The sequence below is a fragment of the Halomonas sp. ISL-56 genome, from assembly GCF_018612805.1.
GTDB lineage: Bacteria > Pseudomonadota > Gammaproteobacteria > Pseudomonadales > Halomonadaceae > Vreelandella.
In genome coordinates this window covers 13,472-33,472 of sequence record NZ_JAGGRO010000007.1, presented here as the reverse complement: position 1 = coordinate 33,472, position 20,001 = coordinate 13,472, and the positions used below count along the sequence as shown (strand labels likewise).

Annotated in this window: 17 protein-coding genes and 1 riboswitch; of the genes, 10 read left to right on the top strand and 7 right to left on the bottom strand. The window is 58.1% G+C overall.

The window, feature by feature from the left end:
• Positions 1–9 precede the first annotated feature (9 nt).
• Together pta and J7J49_RS05785 are read right to left on the bottom strand one after the other, a co-directional pair.
• Positions 10–2,193, bottom strand: a complete 2,184-nt coding sequence (gene pta, locus J7J49_RS05790; protein WP_064234538.1) for a phosphate acetyltransferase — start codon at positions 2,191–2,193, stop codon at positions 10–12.
• Positions 2,190–3,377, bottom strand: a complete 1,188-nt coding sequence (locus tag J7J49_RS05785) for an acetate/propionate family kinase (protein ID WP_215090973.1) — start codon at positions 3,375–3,377, stop codon at positions 2,190–2,192. The genes pta and J7J49_RS05785 overlap by 4 nt, the downstream gene beginning before the upstream one ends.
• A 188-nt stretch (positions 3,378–3,565) precedes the next feature.
• Between J7J49_RS05785 and J7J49_RS05780 the strand changes: the two genes are divergently transcribed.
• The 5 genes from J7J49_RS05780 to J7J49_RS05760 all read left to right on the top strand — a co-directional run bounded on the left by J7J49_RS05780 (position 3,566) and on the right by J7J49_RS05760 (position 7,896).
• On the top strand, positions 3,566–4,486 hold the full coding sequence (locus tag J7J49_RS05780; RefSeq protein ID WP_064234540.1) for an EamA family transporter: 921 nt from the start codon (positions 3,566–3,568) through the stop codon (positions 4,484–4,486).
• A 123-nt stretch (positions 4,487–4,609) separates the two neighbouring features.
• Positions 4,610–5,122: a porin family protein gene (locus J7J49_RS05775; RefSeq protein ID WP_215090971.1), complete on the top strand. Its 513-nt coding sequence runs from the start codon at positions 4,610–4,612 to the stop codon at positions 5,120–5,122.
• 193 nt (positions 5,123–5,315) lie between these two features.
• A complete protein-coding gene (locus J7J49_RS05770; protein WP_215090968.1) occupies positions 5,316–6,377 on the top strand; it encodes an HlyD family secretion protein in 1,062 nt (353 codons plus the stop codon).
• 106 nt (positions 6,378–6,483) lie between these two features.
• Positions 6,484–7,527 (top strand): DUF2955 domain-containing protein, encoded by a 1,044-nt coding sequence (locus tag J7J49_RS05765; protein ID WP_215090966.1) that lies wholly within the window; start codon positions 6,484–6,486, stop codon positions 7,525–7,527.
• Positions 7,528–7,710: 183 nt separating this feature from the next.
• Complete coding sequence (locus J7J49_RS05760) at positions 7,711–7,896, top strand: CsbD family protein (RefSeq protein WP_064234543.1); 186 nt, start codon at positions 7,711–7,713, stop codon at positions 7,894–7,896.
• Between the two features lie 128 nt (positions 7,897–8,024).
• Here the strand turns inward: J7J49_RS05760 and J7J49_RS05755 are convergent, their stop codons facing one another.
• The 5 genes from J7J49_RS05755 to J7J49_RS05735 form a co-directional block, all read right to left on the bottom strand.
• Positions 8,025–9,734 (bottom strand): hypothetical protein, encoded by a 1,710-nt coding sequence (locus tag J7J49_RS05755; RefSeq protein WP_215090964.1) that lies wholly within the window; start codon positions 9,732–9,734, stop codon positions 8,025–8,027.
• Positions 9,735–10,006: 272 nt separating this feature from the next.
• Positions 10,007–11,896, bottom strand: a complete 1,890-nt coding sequence (gene thiC / locus J7J49_RS05750) for a phosphomethylpyrimidine synthase ThiC (protein WP_215090962.1) — start codon at positions 11,894–11,896, stop codon at positions 10,007–10,009.
• Positions 11,897–11,928: 32 nt separating this feature from the next.
• Positions 11,929–12,612 carry a thiaminase II gene (gene tenA / locus J7J49_RS05745; protein ID WP_215090960.1) on the bottom strand — a complete coding sequence of 228 codons (684 nt, stop codon included), beginning with the start codon at positions 12,610–12,612 and terminating at the stop codon, positions 11,929–11,931.
• A 90-nt stretch (positions 12,613–12,702) separates the two neighbouring features.
• Positions 12,703–12,863, bottom strand: a riboswitch (TPP riboswitch).
• On the bottom strand, positions 12,829–13,023 hold the full coding sequence (locus J7J49_RS05740) for a hypothetical protein (protein ID WP_215090958.1): 195 nt from the start codon (positions 13,021–13,023) through the stop codon (positions 12,829–12,831). Its footprint overlaps the riboswitch before it by 35 nt.
• Positions 13,024–13,254: 231 nt before the next feature.
• Positions 13,255–14,172, bottom strand: a complete 918-nt coding sequence (locus J7J49_RS05735) for a LysR family transcriptional regulator (RefSeq protein ID WP_215090956.1) — start codon at positions 14,170–14,172, stop codon at positions 13,255–13,257.
• A gap of 237 nt (positions 14,173–14,409) precedes the next feature.
• On the opposite strand from J7J49_RS05735, the gene J7J49_RS05730 reads away from it, so the two are divergent.
• From J7J49_RS05730 to J7J49_RS05710, 5 genes are all read left to right on the top strand, one after another.
• On the top strand, positions 14,410–15,954 hold the full coding sequence (locus tag J7J49_RS05730) for an ABC transporter substrate-binding protein (RefSeq protein WP_215090954.1): 1,545 nt from the start codon (positions 14,410–14,412) through the stop codon (positions 15,952–15,954).
• A 178-nt stretch (positions 15,955–16,132) separates the two neighbouring features.
• Complete coding sequence (locus J7J49_RS05725; protein ID WP_215090952.1) at positions 16,133–17,050, top strand: ABC transporter permease; 918 nt, start codon at positions 16,133–16,135, stop codon at positions 17,048–17,050.
• A gap of 37 nt (positions 17,051–17,087) precedes the next feature.
• Positions 17,088–17,978 (top strand): ABC transporter permease, encoded by an 891-nt coding sequence (locus J7J49_RS05720; RefSeq protein WP_251048168.1) that lies wholly within the window; start codon positions 17,088–17,090, stop codon positions 17,976–17,978.
• On the top strand, positions 17,975–19,012 hold the full coding sequence (locus tag J7J49_RS05715) for an ABC transporter ATP-binding protein (protein WP_215090948.1): 1,038 nt from the start codon (positions 17,975–17,977) through the stop codon (positions 19,010–19,012). The genes J7J49_RS05720 and J7J49_RS05715 overlap by 4 nt, the downstream gene beginning before the upstream one ends.
• The gene (locus tag J7J49_RS05710) at positions 19,009–19,986 is read left to right on the top strand and encodes an ABC transporter ATP-binding protein (RefSeq protein ID WP_215090946.1); all 978 of its coding nucleotides are present in this window, start codon (positions 19,009–19,011) and stop codon (positions 19,984–19,986) included. The genes J7J49_RS05715 and J7J49_RS05710 overlap by 4 nt, the downstream gene beginning before the upstream one ends.
• The last annotated feature ends 15 nt before the right edge of the window (positions 19,987–20,001 follow it).

Here is a 20,001-nt window from a genome sequence, read left to right as displayed (position 1 = left end):
ACCGATTGTTTACTCTTCCCGCTGGCTAGCCTGGATGGCGGTGAGGGCGATGGTGTAGACGATGTCGTCTACCAGCGCGCCACGTGAGAGGTCGTTCACCGGCTTGTTCAACCCCTGCAACATCGGGCCGACGCTGACCACGCGGGCGCTGCGCTGCACCGCTTTGTAGGTGGTATTGCCGGTGTTGAGGTCGGGAAAAATAAACACTGTCGCCTTCCCGGCAACCGGAGAATCGGGCGCTTTCTGCATGCCTACGCTCTCAATGGCGGCAGCATCGTATTGGAGCGGGCCGTCAATGGCTAAGTGCGGGGCGCGCTGTTTAGCAATCCGGGTGGCTTCGCGGACTTTATCCACATCGGCACCGGTGCCGGAGTCGCCAGTGGAGTAGCTGATCATGGCGACCCGCGGCTCAATGCCAAAGGCTTCCGCGGAGCGGGCGCTTTGCAGGGCGATTTCGGCCAGTGTTTCGGCGTCTGGGTCGGGATTCACCGCGCAGTCACCGTAGACCACCACTTGTTCGGGCAACAGCATAAAGAAGATTGACGATACCTGGCTGTATTCCGGTGCGGTCTTGATCAGCTGGAACGCGGGCCGCACGGTGTTGGCGGTGGTGTGTACCGCCCCGGAGACAAGTCCGTCGACTTCATCCAGTTGCAGCATCATGGTGCCGAGCACCACGTTATCTTGTAGCTGGGCTTCGGCGGTGAGTTCGTTGAGCTTGCCACGGCGACGCTCGACCATGGGGCCAATATAGCGTGCGCGGCTGCTTTCGGGATCGATAATCGTCAGCGCTTTAGGCAGCGTCAGCCCGCGGTTTCGCGCTACGTTTTCGATATCATCGCGTTTACCCAACAGTACGCAGTCGGCTATGCCACGGCGCTGGCAGATAATCGCCGCTTCAACGGTGCGCGGCTCATCGCCTTCCGGCAGCACCACGCGTTTTTTAGCCAATTGGGCGAGTTTAACCAACTGGTGGCGAAACGCCGAAGGCGACAGGCGGCGGGTATAACCGCTGCTTAGGTGGGCTTTCAGCCATTCAAGGTCCATATGGGCCGCCACGTAACGCGCCACCTGTTCGGCGCGCTCGAAGTCGTCCATGGGGATTTCGCTGCTTAACTGGCTGAGGTGCTGGGCGGTGGTCAGGCTGTCAGTCTCTACCGCCAAAACAGGCAGGCCGGTTTTGAGCGCGGGGCGACACATCTCAATCATATTGTCGTTGGGCATAAAGCCGTTGGTCAGCAGTACGCCCGCTAATTGAATGCCGTTCATGGTGGCCAATGCCGAGGCCAGCACTACATCGTCGCGGTCGCCGGAAGCCACTACCAGGCTGCCTGGGGTGAAAATATGCAGCGCGTTGGCAGCGCTGCGGGCGCAAAGGCTGGTGGAAAGCACTCGGCGGCTGGACGCTTCGCCTTCGTTCAGCAGCTTGGCATTGAGCGCCCGCGCCACATCCAGGGTGCGCGGCGCACTGAGTGTTTTACTGTAAGGCACCACGCCGATCAGGTGAAACTTATCGGTCGCCAGGGCTGGGGAGTATTGGCGTAGCTCAGTGAGCACCGACTCTTCCAGCTGCGGTTTGAAGGTGCCCGGTGCGGCAGAAAGATCATCTTCCTGAGCGTAGGGCAGGTTCTTCATGCGCATCAAAATGCCGCCCAGGGTGCGGCTGGAGCTAACTCCCCCAAAACTACGGGCATGCATATCCAACTGCTCGGCTAAGGCCTGGGGCTCGTTTAAATCACCGGTGCCGACCAGAATAATCCGCGCATTCAGCGCATTAGCAAGTTGGGCGTTGGTTTGGGTCGCGTAGGTGGTGTGCTGGGTGGGCACCACGCCTTCTACCACGACAAGGTCGAGGGTGCTGCCATCGCGGTGGGCCTGTTGGACAACCTGCTCATAGAGCTCAACGGCGTTTTCCATCAGCTCATCGGTTTGGTCGTCGCGCAGCAAGCGTTCCATGCGCGCCTGGGAAATTGGCGAAGGCGGGCGCTGGTTAAGCGCCCGCGAAACCAACGCGGTGGAGCGGTCCAGACCTGGGCCGTTGAGTTCGTTCTGCATAAACGGCTTTAAAAAGCCGGCTTTCAGGCCGATGGTATCCAGCGCTTGAATTAACCCCAGGCAGGCGGAGGTGAGCCCGGCGCCCTGGCTGGTAGGCACTAATAGAATGGCTTGTGGCTGGTCGGGGTGGGGTGTCATACACGGGCCTCTAAGCAGTGGCGGGTTTCCATGGCAATGCGGCCCTCTTCGTCGGTAGGGATCACCCACACCTGAGGGCCTTGATGGTCAGCGCTATCCAGCTTGCCCTCTTTGCCGCGAATGGTGGCTTCGTTAGCATCGTTATCCAACGCAAAGCCGAAGTGGGGCATCAGTGACAACACATTGCGGCGCACGATAGGCGAGTTTTCGCCGATCCCACCGGTGAAAATAACCCCGTCTAACTGGGGGAGAGCGCAAGAGAGCGCTGCTAACGACTTGGCGATACGGTAACAGAACACCTCCATGGCTAACTGTGCGGTAGCGTGCCCTTGTTCGGCTGCCTCTTCAATTTCGCGCATGTCGTTGGTTAAGCCTGAAAGCCCCAGCAGGCCACTCTGTTTATTGAGTACGTCGTCGATTTTGTCTAACGACCAGCCCAGTTGGCGGTGCAGGTGGGCGTGCAGGCCTGGGTCAACATCGCCACTGCGGGTACCCATCACCAAGCCTTCCAACGGGGTCAGGCCCATGCTGGTATCCTGACTTTGATTGTTCCACACCGCGCTGGTCGAGCAGCCATTGCCCAAGTGAGCGGTTAGCCAACCACCTGTGCCACCACGGCTACTTAGTTCGCCCGCCCGCTGGCTAACGTAAGCGTGGCTGGTGCCATGAAAGCCATAGCGACGAATACCGTGTTCGGCGTAGAGGGTTTCAGGCAGCGCGTAACGATAAGCACGCGGTGGCATGGTTTGATGGAAAGCTGTATCAAAAACAGCCACTTGCGGGAGCTCCGGGAAGACGTTTTGGGTCGCTGCGATACCCGCTAAATTCGCTGGGTTGTGGAGGGGGGCGAGCGCTGCGGTGGTTTCGATCGCTGCGATAACGCTATCGTCGATTAACGCGGCTTGGGTAAAGTGCTCTCCACCGTGCACGATGCGATGGCCTACCGCCGCCGGTAACCGGCCTTCCATGCACTCAAGAATGGCGTTAAGTGCCTGGGTATGGTCGGCTCCCGGTAGTGGCTGAGTAAAACGTTCACCGGCGCTGTTTTTACCCTTTAGACGTGCTTCATCGCTACTCAGGCGTTCAGCGATGCCTTCAAGTCGCGGTGCCTGAGGATCTGAGTCAATCAACGCGTATTTAATAGAGGAGGAACCGCAGTTAATTACCAGCACCGGAGCGTTCATAAAAACCTTTTCGCTAGGAGGTTAGTGAGCAAAGGGATAGACTTTAGTATAACATGCTGCATTGCGGAAAAGCAGTGCCTGAATTTCGTTAGCCTTCTATGTAAAAGCTAGGCATGCTGGGCTATTGCGACCTGCACAACCGCCACCCATCTTACACCTTCATCACTACAACGAGCCGTTTCGTTCTTATGTCAGCGCCTTCTCTGCCAAAACTACTGCCGCGCCATTTAGCCATTGTGTTAATGATGACCGTGGCCACCATGTTCGCCGCCAATCACGTCTCCGCACGACTGGCGTTTGATAACGGTACCGGGTTATTGCTGGCGGTATTAACCCGCTCCGGGGTTGCCTGCCTGATTCTGCTGGCGCTCGTCATCGTTCAACGCAAGCGGCTGTGGCTGCCCGCGGGTTCCTGGCCGTGGCAACTCACCGTAGGGCTACTGATCGCGATCCAAAGCGTTAGCCTCTACTCGGCAGTGGCAAGGTTACCGGTGGTGATTGCGCTGCTATTGGTCAATACCTTCCCGATTCAACTGGCGCTGCTCAGTTGGGCGCTGGGCGGCCCACGGCCGACGCTGCGTAGCTGTTTGATTATGGGCACTATTCTGATCGGCTTGCTGGTAGTGCTGGACATCCCTTCATGGATTGCCAGTGCTGATGGTATGGGGCCAGGCTGGATCGCGGGGATTGGTTTTGGCTTAATGGCGGCTTTCGTATTTGCCTGTGCGCTGTGGGTTACCGAGCACCGCCTAGCCGGTGTGGGCAGCACGCTGCGCAGCCTTTTGACCATGCAAACGGTGTTTATCGTCATGATCATCGGTGGCATCGCGGGTGTGGTGCCAGGGGGGATGAGCCTACCGGACAACAGTACTGGCTGGTTGGGTCTGACGCTGCTCGGGCTGCTATATGGTTCAGCGTTTTCGACGCTGTTTATTTTTGTGCCGCGACTTGATATGGCGCGCAACGCACCGGTGATGAATATTGAGCCGGTGGCCTCCCTGGTGTTGGGTTATTTCGTGCTGGGGCAAATGCTTAGTCCAGGGCAGCTAGTTGGCGGCGCCGTAGTAGTCGGCGGCATTATCGTGCTGAGCTTATCTAAAGGGCGGTAAGCTAAGTGGTGGCAAACTAAGGGGGCGTTAAACTAGGGGGAGGTAAATATTTGCGTTCTTCATAGCGATGGATCACAATACAAAGGTGTAAGGAAACACTGTTTTTTAACTGAGGTGCAAGCTATGAAAATGTCTTTATTGTCACTTACATCAGCAGTACTCCTGGTGGGTGTAGGCGCTTTTGCAACGTCTGCCCAAGCTCAACAGTCTTTCGGCTCCCCGCAAGCTTACTTGGGCGCTGATGCCATGTTCTGGAGTCTTGACCCAGACAGAGGCTCATCCCGTGATGACGTAGGCTTACGCCTGCGTGGTGGTGCACAGTTCAATGACTACTTTGCCATTGAGGGACATTTAGGCACGGGCGGTTCCGACGGTGGTGCCGAATTAGATTATGTTGCGGGTGCTTACGCGAAAGGTATTATTCCCATAGCACCTGAAGTACGTCTCTACGGACTGGCTGGTTTCACTGAAGTAGAGTTTGACCGCGGCGATAGCGAAAGCGACTTCTCCTATGGTGCAGGCGCTGAGATGGATGTCGCCAGAAACCTGTCACTCAACGCGGACTATATGCGCTACCTGGATAAATCTGCTTACACCTTTGATGCGGCCAGCGTTGGTCTGCGCTACCGGTTTTAATGTGATGGCTTGATATAGAATCGCTTAACTAAAACCCCCATGGTGAAAAGCCACGGGGGTTTTTTAATGACAATATTGTTAGCGCGCTAATTAATTGTTAGACTAAAGTCTCTAATGCCATCCCCTAAACAACACGCGCCCGTTGAGAGGCGCTGGCCAGGTGGTTACCTGGTGGCTAACAAGTGAGCTCTGCATGACTCCCGATCAAACATTTGCCCGCTGGGTGAAGGTAGCCCTGGCTGCCTTTGTACTGCTTTTCATTTATTTTCTGCTGGCCGATAGCTTTATGCCCATGACGCCTGAGGCGCGGGTGATGCGGCCGGTAACCCGTATCGCGCCCGAACTCAGTGGTCCCGTGAGCGAGGTGTGGGTGCGTGATCACCAACACATTAGCAAAGGCGATGTGCTGTTTCAGTTAGACCCCGCGCCGTTTCAGTTAGCCGTTGAGCAGGCACAGCTTAATCGTGAGCAAGCCGAGCGGGAGAATGCCCAGCTGGAAGCAGAGCTAGCTTCCGCGCAGGCGGCATTGGCATCCGCTGAAGCCACGGCGGCGGAGCGGCGCGGTGAACTGCAGCGTGCGGAAACCCTGGTGGCGCAGCAGAGCGTATCTCGCCAACAGTACGAACAGCAGGTGGCTGCTGAGCGCACGGCACAGGCCAGCGTGGCGGCGGCCAGGGCTAACATTGTTAGTCTGGAAGTGCAGTTGGGCGATGCGGGTGAGACGAACCTGCGTTTGCGCCAAGCGGAAAACGCGCTTTCCCAGGCGCAATTGGATCTGGCCCATACTCAGGTGCGCGCCGCGCAAGATGGGAGCGTCTCCAATCTTCAACTAGAGGTAGGTGACTACGTTCAGGCGGGCCAGCCAGCGGTAGCGGTAGTGGCGGATACAATCGATATTATTGCCGATTTTCGTGAAAAGAGCCTGCGCCATGTGGCGCCCGGCGATGCAGCGAAAGTAGTGTTTGATGCCTGGCCGGGGCAGGTATTTGATGCAAACGTCTTCGCCATAGATGCCGGGGTGCGTGAAGGCCAGTTGGCTGCCGATGGACAGCTTGCCGATATTCCTACCACCGACCGCTGGGTACGGGACGCCCAGCGCATGCGCGTTCACCTAGCGCTAACCCAGCCAGTCGCAAATTTATTGCCCAGCGGTGCCCGGGCTACGGTGCAGCTTCAACCCGGCGATGCTGCCTTGACCAAACCCTTTGTGTGGCTACAGGCACATCTGATCAGTTGGTTGCACTATGTTTATTAAAAAGAGGTCTGCCAGGTTTATTAAATACAGGTCTGCCAGATTTATTAAATACAGGTCTGCCAGATTTATTAAAAAAAGGCCTGCCAGCGCGCAATCTTCTAGCGCAGTGGCCACTAAGCGTAAGCCCGAACTCTCAAGGAATGGCCTGCGTCAGTGCCTGCGAGTAGCCGGGGGCGGTATGCTGGGGTTTGTGGTTAGCCAATTGATGGGCTGGAATTACGGGGTGTTTTTTACTGTTTTTCCAATGTTCTTGCTGGGTATGGTGCCTATCTTGAACGGCCATATCGTGCGCCAGTTTTTGGCCAACGTATCGATCAATGTGCTTGAAGTGAGCCTAGTGGTCGGACTGCTCAAGCATATGCCGGTAGTCATGACCCTGGTGGTGATGGGCATATTTCTGTTTCGCTTTAACCTGATGGCGAAAGGGCCGCTGTTTCTATTCGGTGCCAACGGGGTGCTAACGCTCAGCATCCTGCTCCACTTTGCCAGCTACCCCAATGTAGACTTGAGCGATCTACTGGCCTGCAATCTGGTTGCCAGCCTATTGGCAGTATTTATCGCCATGCTGATGCATACACTGTTCCCTGACGTGGAAGCGCGTAAGCCGCCACCCAGAGTTACTAAGTCTTCCTCCCAGATTCGCCATGAAACCTTAATCGGTGGCCTAACGGCGACGCTGTCGTTTGTGGTGTTTCAAGTTTTTGACTTGCAGGGCTCGCTTTCCGCGCAGATGGCGACCATTTTGGTGTTGTTTACGCTGGGGTACGCCGGTGCGCGGGTATCAGCCGCCAAGCGAGCGGTAGGCACGCTGCTGGGGTGTAACTTAGCGCTGCTCATGCAGCTACTTCTATATACCCAGAGCCACCATTTTCTGCTGGTGGTGTTGCTCTACTGGCTGGGGCTAATGCTTTTTGCTCGCGAGCATATTCATGAAGGCGGCGGTTCGGGGATTGGCTTTGGCGGGATGACCACCCTGGGAATTCTGTTTGGCCAGTCGCTGGGCCCGCAGCAGGATCTGGTGTACAGCGCCCTCTACCGGTTCTCTTCAATGAGTGTCGCGCTGGCGTTTACGCTGCTGGTTATGGCCTGCCTACACGTTGTGTTGAACCGTTGGACGCCAACGCGCTTACCAGAAAGGAGTCTTCCATAGATAGAGCTGCCATAAATAGAACTGCCATCAATAAAGTTGCCATCAATAAAGCTGGCATAAATAAATCAGCGCAACTTTTTTAATACAGGCTACTCTGATGAGTGTGCCGACGTGTGATTAGCTGTGCTAATGGCACATTTCACACACGGCGTTTTCCCTACTAACGGATTAGAGGTGTTCGTCATGGCAACAGGTAAAGAAGATAAAGCAAAAGGAACGGCCAACAAAACTGCAGGCAAAGTGAAAGAAGCCGCGGGCAAGGCGACAGGTAGCACCAAAACTGAAGCTAAAGGTAAGGCCCAGCAGGTAAAAGGCGAGCTGCAAAAAGGCAAAGGTGACGCCAAGGAGAGCCAGAAAAAACAGCGCTAAGAATATTACATTGATTCCAACAGGGGGCTTCGGCCCCCTGTTGGCGTTTATGCGGCTTTCAAACCCCCGCTAAAATTGATAAAACGTTCATATCAGCGGGTTCTTCATACTGAAAGAACTATCGGGTATTAATTCAATTCCAGCGAGAAGCTCATTTCAACGCCTGCGTCATCGACTCGGAACCAGTACTCCATATTCTCGTAGGCTTCGCCAAATTGCTTGATCATCTCAATATCAGATGCTGATATTTCATCGCTTGGTGTCTGTTCAATAACATTGGCCAGTGAATTATAAAACTCACCTGTTATGTGGCCATAAAGCAGCAGGTCACGATCTGATGCAGGGGCTTCTAGCTCTTTCTGCAGTGTCGCCGAATCGCTAATGCCGGCCCCCAGCGCAATGGCCGTTTCCGACATAGCGGCGTAGAGCGCCGGTGCATCTGGCGGCAGCATCATGCTCTCGATTTGCTTGGCTTCACCGCCTGGTTTAAGTCCAAGAGCCCCTAACTCTGGCGCGAAGGAGCTTGCTGTCGTCAGTAGTGTTAGCGGGTTTTGTGAGGCGAGGGTGAGGATGCCCGTCACAAAGGGTTCGCCGTTTTTCATTGTCAGGCTGTTAATACGCGCGTTGAAGCCAGAGAGAGACTGTCCAACCATCATGGTAATCGGGTTGTTGATCGCCAGGTTGGCTTCGTCCCAAGCGCTGTTTAGCTCCTGCATTTCATTACAGCTGAAGGGGTTTTCACGCACTTGCTGGGCATATTTCTGTACGGTCTGAACCAGCATCGGTAGATCCAGGCCCAAGCCAATGCTGGCCATGCCCTCTGTGCTGCCAAGGCCTGGCACCTGAGTGGTCAGAGCACGAAGGTCGCTGACAATCTCCTCGTCGGTTTCCAGGATGAAATTCATTTCCATGCGGTCGAGTTTGTACTCGCGAGACCCGATAACAACACCGGGGAAGCGGCTGGTTATACGGTCAATATCTGCCTGGCAGTTGGACAGATCCGGCTGCTCGGAATCTGTCGCTTCCAGCAGTGCCTGAGTCCCTGCATGCGAGGGTTCGCTCAGTTCATTAAGCAGGCGTGCAAAGGAGAGCTGCCCGGCACCGTAAGGGGTGAAACCATGGCGCTGTTCAAGCTCCTCAAGTTCTCCGGTTTCTCCGATGTTGCTGTCGGGCAGGGTGTTACCCAGCACCTGTGCGAGCAGCTCGTCACTGGCATCCTGCGGCACCATCGATAACACTAGCTGTTGATCGACGATAGCTAGGATTGCCTTGACCGGAGCCTCAGGCGTCAACACCCAGTAGTCGGTGCCGTTGGTGGTGGCCGTGTTTGGGGTGATGTCTGCCTTAGTCAGGATACGCTGCAGCGTTTCGCGAAAGGCCTCTTCATCCTGCAGTTGCATGCGCATAACAGGCAGCACACCCAGCCCGTAGATAGCGACCTGAGGATTTATTTTCAGGCCTAGTGCATGGACGTCTTCCAGCGTTTCAACCTCGAGTGCTTCTTCACTCGCGGCGATTAAAAGCGTTATCATCGAACGTAGCGCTTCATCATCGATATCGGGCAGCAAGTCGCGCAGTTCATCCAGGTCAGAGTCAAGGCCAGCCATGGGCTGTGTGCGCTGATAAAGATCAAATACATCTTGTTCAGGAAGTGACTCGCGCGAAGCCATAAAGTAAGGAGAATTAGCCGGGATGTACTTCAGCATGGGAGCTGCGAGATTTTTCGTCGCTTCCTGCTGTGCATCTGCGGCTGTCGGCTCGTTATCATCGCTACAGCCGCTTAGTAAGCCAGCGCTGAGAAGAGCCAGGGATACCGCCAAAGACAGTTTGGTTTTCATCTGTAATCAGTTCTTTGCAAGTTGAAGGTTTTAAATTGATCGTTATGAGCAACGCACTGCGTAAATGATAATCATACACGAGCAATATATAATTAATCTACTTGCCCGGGTAAATATTTATAAAGCAGGTGTAACCAATGTTAGTTATATATCGTATTGATAAACTGCAAGATCAGGACAGCAGCAGTGAGTAGCTAGTGGCGGTGACTCTTGAGTTTGCCTAATACTCAAGAGCCATGTTTAGTAACGAAACTGTTCAATAGGTCGCTATTTTAAACTTCCTGATACAGCTCGCTGCCTTTATTCCGAAACTTCTCCGCTTGCTCTTCCATGCCTTTCATCACCGCTTCCTGATCACCGTTCAGGCCGTGCTCATTAGCATAGTCACGCACTTCCTGGCTGATCTTCATAGAGCAGAACTTCGGCCCGCACATGGAGCAGAAGTGGGCTACCTTAGCAGAGTCCTTGGGTAGGGTTTCATCGTGGTATTCTCGGGCGGTGTCCGGGTCTAGGCCCAAGTTGAACTGGTCTTCCCAGCGGAACTCAAAACGCGCCTTAGAAAGCGCATTGTCGCGCCGTTGAGCCGCCGGATGCCCTTTGGCCAAGTCCGCCGCGTGAGCGGCAATTTTGTAAGTAATAATGCCGGTTTTAACGTCGTCTTTATTGGGCAGCCCCAAATGCTCTTTAGGCGTTACATAGCAGAGCATCGCGCAGCCAAACCAACCAATCATCGCTGCCCCAATGCCCGAGGTAATGTGGTCGTAGCCAGGGGCGATATCGGTCACTAGTGGCCCGAGGGTATAGAACGGCGCCTCGTCGCAGTACTCCAACTGCTTATCCATGTTCTCTTTCACCAGATGCATAGGCACATGGCCGGGGCCTTCAATCATCACCTGCACATCGTGCTTCCAAGCAATGTGAGTCAGCTCTCCAAGGGTTTTAAGCTCCGCCATTTGCGCTTCGTCGTTGGCATCGGCCACTGAACCGGGGCGCAGGCCATCGCCGAGGGAGAACGCCACATCGTACTGCTTGCAGATCTCGCAGATCTCCTCGAAGTGGGTGTACAGGAAGCTCTCCTGGTGATGGAACAGGCACCACTTGGCCATGATCGAACCGCCGCGGCTAACAATGCCGGTCACCCGTTTGGCGGTCAGCGGCACATAGCGCAACAGCACGCCCGCGTGAATGGTGAAGTAGTCCACACCCTGTTCGGCCTGCTCAATCAGCGTATCGCGGAACACTTCCCAGGTAAGGTCTTCGGCCACGCCTTTAACCTTTTCCAGCGCCTGATAGATGGGCACCGTGCCAATCGGCACCGGCGAGTTGCGCAGAATCCACTCGCGGGTTTCGTGGATATTCTGCCCGGTGGAGAGATCCATAATGGTATCCGCGCCCCAGCGGATGCCCCAAGTCATCTTATCCACCTCTTCTTCGATAGAAGACGTCACCGCGGAGTTGCCCAGGTTGCCGTTAATCTTGACCAGGAAGTTACGGCCAATAATCATCGGCTCAGATTCTGGGTGGTTGATGTTATTGGGAATAATCGCCCGCCCACGAGCTACCTCATCGCGTACAAACTCTGGCGTGATCTCTTCCGGTAGGCTGGCGCCGAAGCTCTGGCCGGGGTGTTGGTGGCCCAGAATGCGCTCCACCTCCGCCGTACCTAACGCCTGGCGGCGCTGGTTTTCGCGGATGGCAATAAACTCCATTTCCGGGGTGATGATGCCTTGGCGGGCGTAGTAAAGCTGAGTAACGTTTTTCCCAGGCTTGGCCCTTCGTGGAGTACGAGTTAAATCAAAGCGTAGCTGGGCAAGGGTGGGATCGTTGGCGCGACGCTTGCCGTAATCAGAGGTGTGGCCTTCCAGAAACTCAGTGTCGTCGCGCTCTTCGATCCAGGCACGGCGTAGGGCGGGTAAGCCTTTGCGTAAATCGTTGTTAGCCTCTGGGTCGGTGTAGGGGCCTGAGGTGTCGTACACCAGCAGCGGCGGATTCTCTTCATCAATGCCAGTGGTTTTAGTGGGCGACAGTGAAATTTCCCGGAACGGCACGCGGATATCCGGCCGCGAACCTTCGATATACACCTTACGCGAGCCGGGCAGCGGCGCAATGGCGGCGGCATCGACCTGGGCGGTTTCGGATAAAAAGTGGCTCGTTTTGCTCATTACGGTCTCCATACGATTGTTGTTCTACAAGGTTAGTGAGTGAGGTCGGCGTCTATCAGCGCTAAGCCCATCTGCCAGAAGTCGATTTCCAGGCGGGTGGCATCGCGGAAGATCTTGCTCAGTTCGACAAAGCGGGCGGGGGTCACATCGGCAAGGCGGGTGTTGAGCCATTCAAGCTCCGCCTGCATAGCGGCCTGAAACTCCTCGCCTTCGTACATGGCAATCCAGGCATCAAAAGGGTTCTGCGCGCCGCGCAGGGTGGAAGGCTGGGCATTCAACCAGTTGGCGATTTCGCCATAGCCCACCAGGCAGGGGGCCAGCGCCACGTGTAGATCAAGCAGGTCACCGCGGTTGCCGGTATCCAACACATAGCGGGTGTAAGCAAGCGTCGCCCTGGCTTCGGGCAACGCTTCCAGCTCCTGCTCGGAAATCCCCCACTCCTGACAAAAGCCCACATGCAGGCCCAACTCCACATCCACAATGGCTTTTAAGCCTTCATGGGCCTGGCGAAGATCGGCAAGGGTGGGGCTTTTATAGGCCGCCAGCGCGTAGGCGCGGGCGAAGTGAATCAAAAACAGGTAGTCCTGTTTCAGGTAGTGACGAAACGACGCTTCAGGCAGCGTGGCGTTGCCCAACTGACGCACAAAATCGTGCTCAATATAGGCGCGCCAATCTTGCTGGCAGGCGGTGGTGAGATCAGTAAAGCGGTAGCCCATGATGCCTCCGGTGTTAATGATCCGGAGGTAAGGCGGGAGAGATCGAGGAAATGGCGCGGAAGGTGGCGTGCGATCGTGAGAGAGAGCTAGCCATGGCCATCGCTTGATCCCTACGCCGGTACCCGCGCTGCGAACTTATGAAAGCCGCAGCACATTAGCCGGATCAGGTTCAGCGGGACCAGCGCTCGGCAGCAAAAATGCTCGCCCTGCGCCATCTCAGCCGGATTTCACCGGCACCCCGTCAAGCTGTTCGTTGATGGAGTGTAGGAGGCGGGTGGGGGAGATGCAAGGGGACTGTTGTGACCGTGTGACAGCTTTTCCCGTAAGCCTACCCACGGTGATGATGCGTTCTTCGCCGAAGTCCTGGCGATCTTCCAGCATCGAAAGCGTTTTACCAGTAATAGAGGACAAGCGCGTCGTTAAAATCCAGGCCGTGATGTTGCAGGGTGTCTTGCTGTTTGCGCAGGTCGAACTCAATCTCACTGCCTGGGGCCATTGGGAATCTCCTTCTTCTATCAATTATGTACCCCCAATAATTTTTTAAGCAACTGGTTCAGACCGGTGAATTAGGCGGGTTAAGGCTCGAATGCTTCCGCTCCACCACACAAATTGAGGATGATCCCTTTTAAGGGCAATGCGATATCAGGCCGTGACCGCGTCAAAGGGTGATAGCGTAATCTGCCGCGCAGCCTCTTCGTGAATATACGCAGCCAGCGTCCGGGTGGCCTGGCTGCGGGTCTGACAGCGGGGAAAGAACAGCACGTAGGGAATGGTTCTGACCGGATAGAACAGGCGCATTACGGCGCCGGGCCGCAGGCAGGAGCGCGCGACTAGCCCATCCGCCAGCCCCAGGCCAAATCCCCGCCCCGCCAGTTCACAGGTAACCGGGCCATTCGGCGTCTGGTAGCGGATGTCGGGGCGCGCGCCGATCTCATCGAAGCACTGCTGCAACACGTGCCGGACCAGCGTGTTCGTTGCGTTGGACACCAGTGGTTCGCCCACCATATCATGCACCGTCACATGGGGCCGCGCCGCCAGCGGATGATCCGCACTCATCACCACGACCATGGGTACCTGTGCCAGCGGCGCGCAGTCTAGCGCATCCGATTCCAGCGGCAGGGTGGCCACGCCCAGGTCAAAACGTTCGCGTCTGAGTGAGGGGTTGATCTCCAACCGCGTGCGCATGTCGATCCCGACGGTGACTTGCGGATAGTCATCTCTAAGCCGCCGCAGCGGCTCCACAAACAGCGCGTCCAGCGCATAGGGCGCGGCCAGCACGCGTACATGGGTTTTCAGCCCCATGCGCAGGCGGTTCGCGGTTTCCGTCACCTCATCCAGTTCCGTCAGCGCCAGTTCGACTTGCTGGTAGATTAGCCGCGCCTCGTCGGTGGGTTCCAGCCGCCGCACCTTGCGGTCGAAAAGGGGAAAGCCGACCTCTTCCTCCAGCGCGGTGAGCAGGCGGCTGACCTGCGGCTGCGTGCAGTTCATCAGTTCTGCCGCCACATTCAGGCTTCCGCCCTCCATGAAGGCGCGCAGGGCTTCAAGGCCTCGAAGTTTCATTGGTTCCTCCTTAACGGGAAATGCATGAACTGATACACAACACGAAATTGCCCAGGCCCACAAGGATTGCTAGTCTCAAATTATCATAAACGAGCCTTACACTGGCGGCAGCCTGATAGTTCTCAGGCGCCCGCGCTCTTACCCCATCGTCGAAACTGGCGATGCCCTGAACCTTGCCGGTTCAGGGGGACGGGGGGTATGTCACCGGGTGTCGGGGCAAAACAATAGGTACAAAAAATGTTTGCACGTATTGGCCTGACTGGTGCCCTTCTTCTCGCCGTTTCGACCGAGCCGCTCATGGCGGGCAAGGTTGATGACACGTTTACCTGGACCACCGCGAATGAGATCGGGTCTGCCGATATCTATTTCGCCAACCTGCGCGAAACGCTGATTGTCACCTATGCGATGTGTGACAGCCTGATCTACCGCGATCCGCTGACCGATGCCTATGAGCCGCTGCTGGCAACATCATGGGAATGGACGGATGCGACCACCATGGATGTCACGCTGCGGGAAGGCGTAACCTTTCATGATGGCCGGGCCTTTGGCCCCGAAGATGTGGCCTATACACTGAACTTCGTGTCCGACCCCGCGAATGAAAGCCAGACACAGCAGCTGACCAGCTGGATCGACAATGTCGAGGTGACCGGCCCCAATTCAGTACGCATCCACGCAAAGTCACCCACCCCGGCGGCGCTGGAATATATGACCGGCACTATGCCGATTTTTCCGGACGGACATTACGACAACGCCCCCGTGGTGCCCGGTGCCGATGGTGCGCAGCGCCGTGACAACGGTGCAGTGACGCCGGTCTGCACCGGCCCCTATCAGATGACGGAATTCACGCCAGGCGACGGCCTGACGCTGGAAAAGAACGAAGGTTACTTCGCCGACAGCCCCAAGGGTATGCCGCAGATCGGTACCATCGTCTTCCGCACCATTAAGGATCCCGAAACCCAGATCGCCGAACTGGTGACCGGCGGTGTCGACTGGATCTGGGGTGTGCCGACCGAGAATGTCGACATGCTGGCCACCATGGACGGGATCGAGGTTGTCGCCGCGCCGACGCTGCGGATGTCGTTTCTGGAACTGGATGCCGCGGGCCGCAGCGGCGCAGACGCCCCCACGACCGATGTGCGGGTACGTCAGGCCATTGCCCATGCCATCGACCGCGAAGCGATTGTCGAAAACCTGGTGGGTGACGGGGCTCGCGTGCTGCCCTCACTTTGCGCGCCAGCGCAATCGGGTTGCGAAACCGATGTGACTCAATACGATTATGACCCCGAAAAGGCCCGCGCACTGCTGGCCGAAGCAGGTTATGCCGACGGGCTTTCCCTGCCGTTCTGGAGCTACCGCGACCGTCAGTATGCCGAAGTCATTCTGAACTACCTGCGCGAGGTGGGCATCAATGCCGATCTGAACTTCGTGCAATGGGGCGCGCTGCGGCCTGCGCTGGCGGGTGGTGAGGTTGAACTAGGCAACCTGACATGGGGGTCGAACGGGGTGCTCGATGTGTCTGCCTCGACCGGGTATTACTTTGACGGCGGCGAGATGGATTATGCCCGCGATGCGGATGTCACCCGCTGGCTGGAAGAGGCGAATGTCGAAACCGACCCCGAGGCGCGCAACGCACTTTATTCCCGGGCGCTGAACCGCATCGCGGATGAGGCCTACAAGGTGCCGCTGTTCCTTTATGCGCGAACCTATGGTTTCAACGATGCGTTCGACTATCCGATCACGGATGACGAACTGGCGCATTTCTACCTGGGATCTTGGAAGTAACCACCCGATCCGGCCAAGCAGAGCGGGGCGCGTGCATCCATCGCAATGGCGCCCCACTCTGACATCCTGATACCGCATGTGCGGAACGCCAAAGTCGGTTCCCGCGTTCCTGCAACATACTTTCACCAATCTCCCAAGCTATGGGCCGGGCACCTTTGCCCCGGCACAGCGAGGTCGTATGGCATTTTATATCCTGAAGCGGTTAGGGGTGATGCTGGCGGTGTTGACCGTCACGTCAATTCTGGCATTCCTTCTGCTGCATCTTTCCGGCGACCCCGCGGCCACCATGGCGGGCGATGGCGCCAGCCCCGAGGATGTCCGCGTCATCCGTGACACTTTCGGTTTCGACCGCCCGTTGCCGGTCCAGTATCTGGACTGGGTGGGCGGCTTGTTTCAGGGTGATTTCGGGCGATCCTACTACCTGCGCACCGATGTGGCGGATCTGTTACCTGAGCGGCTGGCCGTGACCGCGACACTGGGCGTTTCAGCGCTGGCCTTCGCGCTGGTGCTGTCGATCACGCTGGGCGTTGCGGCCGCGCTCTGGCCCAACACGATCATCGACCGCTTTGCCCTGTGGCTGGCGGTGGCGGGGCAGGCAATGCCGTCGTTTCTGGTGGCCATCGGGCTGATGTATGTCTTCGGCGTCTGGCTGCGCGTGCTGCCGATCTCGGGCGGGGACACGTGGCAGCATTTCATCCTGCCGGTCGTGGCGCTGGGATATTACGCGACGCCATCAATCATGCGCCTGACCCGGTCGGGGATGATGGAGGCGCTGCAATCGGATCATGTCCGCACCGCGCGGGCCTATGGCTTGTCGCCCTGGCGGGTGGTGATCCGTCACGCGCTGCGCCATGCCATTGCCCCCATCGTTTCCATCGCCGCGGTTGAAATGGGTTTCATGCTGGGCGGGTCGATCATTGTCGAATCCGTCTTCTCGCTCAAGGGGATCGGCTATCTGGCGTGGGAATCGATCCAGCGCGCCGACATTCAGGTGATTCAGGCGATCTTGCTGGTGATTGCCGCCGCCTATGCCGTGCTGACCCTTGCCGCCGACCTGCTGAACGCGGCAATCGACCCGCGCATCCGCGTCTCGTGAGGATCAGATGACTGACACACATACCCCCGGATCTGCGATGCATCCCGCTGCCACAGCACCCCTTGCGGTGCTGTCGCCGGGACAGGTCGCGCTGCGCCGCGCATTGAAACACACCGGCTTCTGGGCGGGCGGCGGCATCTTGTTGCTGATCGTGCTGGCCGCGCTGCTGGCCCCGCTGATTGCGCCCTACGACCCTGCGGTGCAAAGCCTTGGCGCGCGCTTCGTGCCGCCGATGTGGGCCGAGGGCGGCAGTACCGCGCATCTGCTGGGCACTGACAACCTGGGGCGCGACGTGTTCTCGCGCCTGTTATTCGGGGCGCGCACATCGGTGATGCTGGGATTCCTGACCGTGCTGGTGTCGGGCTTCATCGGCGTCTCGCTGGGGCTTGCGGCGGGGTATTTCGGCGGTTGGGTCGATCTGACGGTGAACTTCCTGATCAATATCCGCTTGACGCTGCCGGTCGTTCTGGTGGCGCTGGTGGTCGTGGCGGTGATGGGCAATTCGCTGACGCTGCTGGTCATGGTGATCGGCCTGTTGCTGTGGGATCGTTTCGCCATTGTCACCCGGTCCGCCACCCAGGCGCTGGTGGGGCGCGAGTTCGTGACATCGGCGCGGACCATCGGCAGTTCAACCCTGCGGATCATCCTGCGTGAGATATTGCCCAATATCACCGGCCCGCTGATCGTCGTCGCCTCGATCGAGCTGGCGCATGCGATCTTGCTGGAGGCGTCGCTGTCGTTTCTGGGTCTGGGCGTTCAGCCGCCGCTGGTCAGTTGGGGACTGATGATCGCCGAGGCGAAAAGTCAGCTTTTGTTCAGGCCATGGATGATCGCGATCCCTGGGGTGGCACTGGTCTGCCTGATCCTTGCGATCAACTTGCTGGGCGACGCCCTGCGCGATATCACCACACCAGAGGGCAAGGCATGAGCGCAAAACTGCTGAAGATCCGCGATCTAAAGGTCGATATTCCGCTAGCCAACGGTATGCTGCACCCGGTGCGCCGTGTCGACCTGGAGGTGGCGCGCGGCGAAACCCTGGCCATCGTGGGCGAATCCGGTTGCGGCAAGTCCCTGACGGCACTGGCGGTCATGGGTCTTCTGCCCCGTGCGGCCCGCCCCACTGTCGCGGAACATGTCTTTGATGGTAAGGATCTTGCGCAGGCGTCGGATCGCCAGTGGCGGCGGCTGCGGGGCAACCGCGTGTCGATGATCTTTCAGGACCCGATGACCGCGCTCGACCCTTGCTACACCATCGGCAACCAGATGTGCGAAATCCTGCGTCAGCATCGCCGCATCTCGCACAAGGGCGCGATGGCGCGGGCGCTGGATCTACTGACCCGGGTGGGCATCCCGTCACCTGCGGATCGGCTGCGGCAATACCCGCACCAGTTGTCGGGGGGGCTTCGCCAGCGGGTCGTGATCGCTATGTCGCTTCTGTGCGAGCCCGACCTGATCATCGCGGATGAACCGACGACGGCGCTGGATGTGACCATTCAGGCGCAGATCCTGCGGCTTCTGAAGGACATTCAGGAGGAAATGGGGCTGGGGCTGATCATCATCACCCATGATCTTGGCGTCGTCGCGGGCGTCGCGGATCGCATCATCGTGATGTACGGCGGCGAGATCGTGGAAAGCGGCACCTGCGACCAGATACTGGCCGGGCCGCTGCATCCTTATACCGAGGGGTTGCTGCAATCGCTGCCACATCCGGGCGAAACGCAGCCCGGCGATGATCTGGGCTTCATCCCCGGGATCGTGCCGCGTCAGACCGGACCGCGGGACAGTTGTGGCTTTGCCGGGCGCTGCCCCTATGCGCAGCCCGTCTGCACGCAAGCCGCCGTGCCGATGCGCGATGTCGCATCCCCGGGCGTGGCCCCGCACAGCATGCGCTGCGTACTAACGCCGGACACCACCGCGCGCGATCCCGGTGTGTGGACGCGCCTGACCGAGGAGATCGCATGACCGACACCGTGCTGGAAATGAATGCCGTCACCAAGGGCTATGCCGTCGGCGGCATCTTCTCGCGCCGTCGCACGCTTCAGGCGTTGCGTGGCATCGACCTGACGGTTGAAAAGGGCAAGACGCTGGGCCTTGTCGGCGAAAGCGGTTGCGGCAAGTCCACGCTGTCACGGATGTTGCTGGGTATCGAAGAGCCCAGTTCAGGCACCGTGCGCATCGGCGGACGGGCGCTGAACAGCTACACCCGGCTGGACCGTGCGCGACTGATCCAGGCGGTCTATCAGGACCCGTATTCATCGCTGAACCCGCGCATGACCGTTGCGGCCACCATCGCCGCGCCTCTGACCGTGCGCGGCACCGGCACGGCCCGGTCGCGCCGCGAAAAGGTACGCGAACTTGCGGCATCGGTCGGCCTGCCCCAGCATCTGATCGACGCCTATCCCGGCCAGCTTTCGGGCGGTCAGCGGCAACGCGTGGCCATCGCCCGCGCGCTGATCGCGGAACCCGAGATCCTGATCTGCGATGAGCCGACCTCGGCGCTGGATGTCTCGGTGCAGAGCCAGATCCTCAACCTGTTAAACCGGCTGAAACGGGAATGGGGGATCACCATGATCCTGATCAGCCATGACCTGTCGGTGATCCACCATCTGGCTGACCGGGTGGCGGTGATGTATCTGGGCCAGATTGTCGAAGAGGGGGATGCCCGCGCGTTGTTCCGCGCGCCGCGCCACCCCTACACGCAGGCGCTGCTGCGCGCCGTGCTGCCCGCGAAGGCGGGGCAGGGGGTGCCCGAACTGGGGCTGGCGGCCGAATTTCCCAATCCCGTCAATCCGCCATCCGGCTGTGCATTCCACCCCCGCTGCCCACGCGCTGATGACGGGCGCTGCGCGACCGTCGCGCCCGGGGCGACCGCCAGCGGCATCAGCAGTTTCCGCTGCCACCACCCGTTGCCCGAAACCGCCGACGCACTGACGTGATTTCCCTTTCCCCGA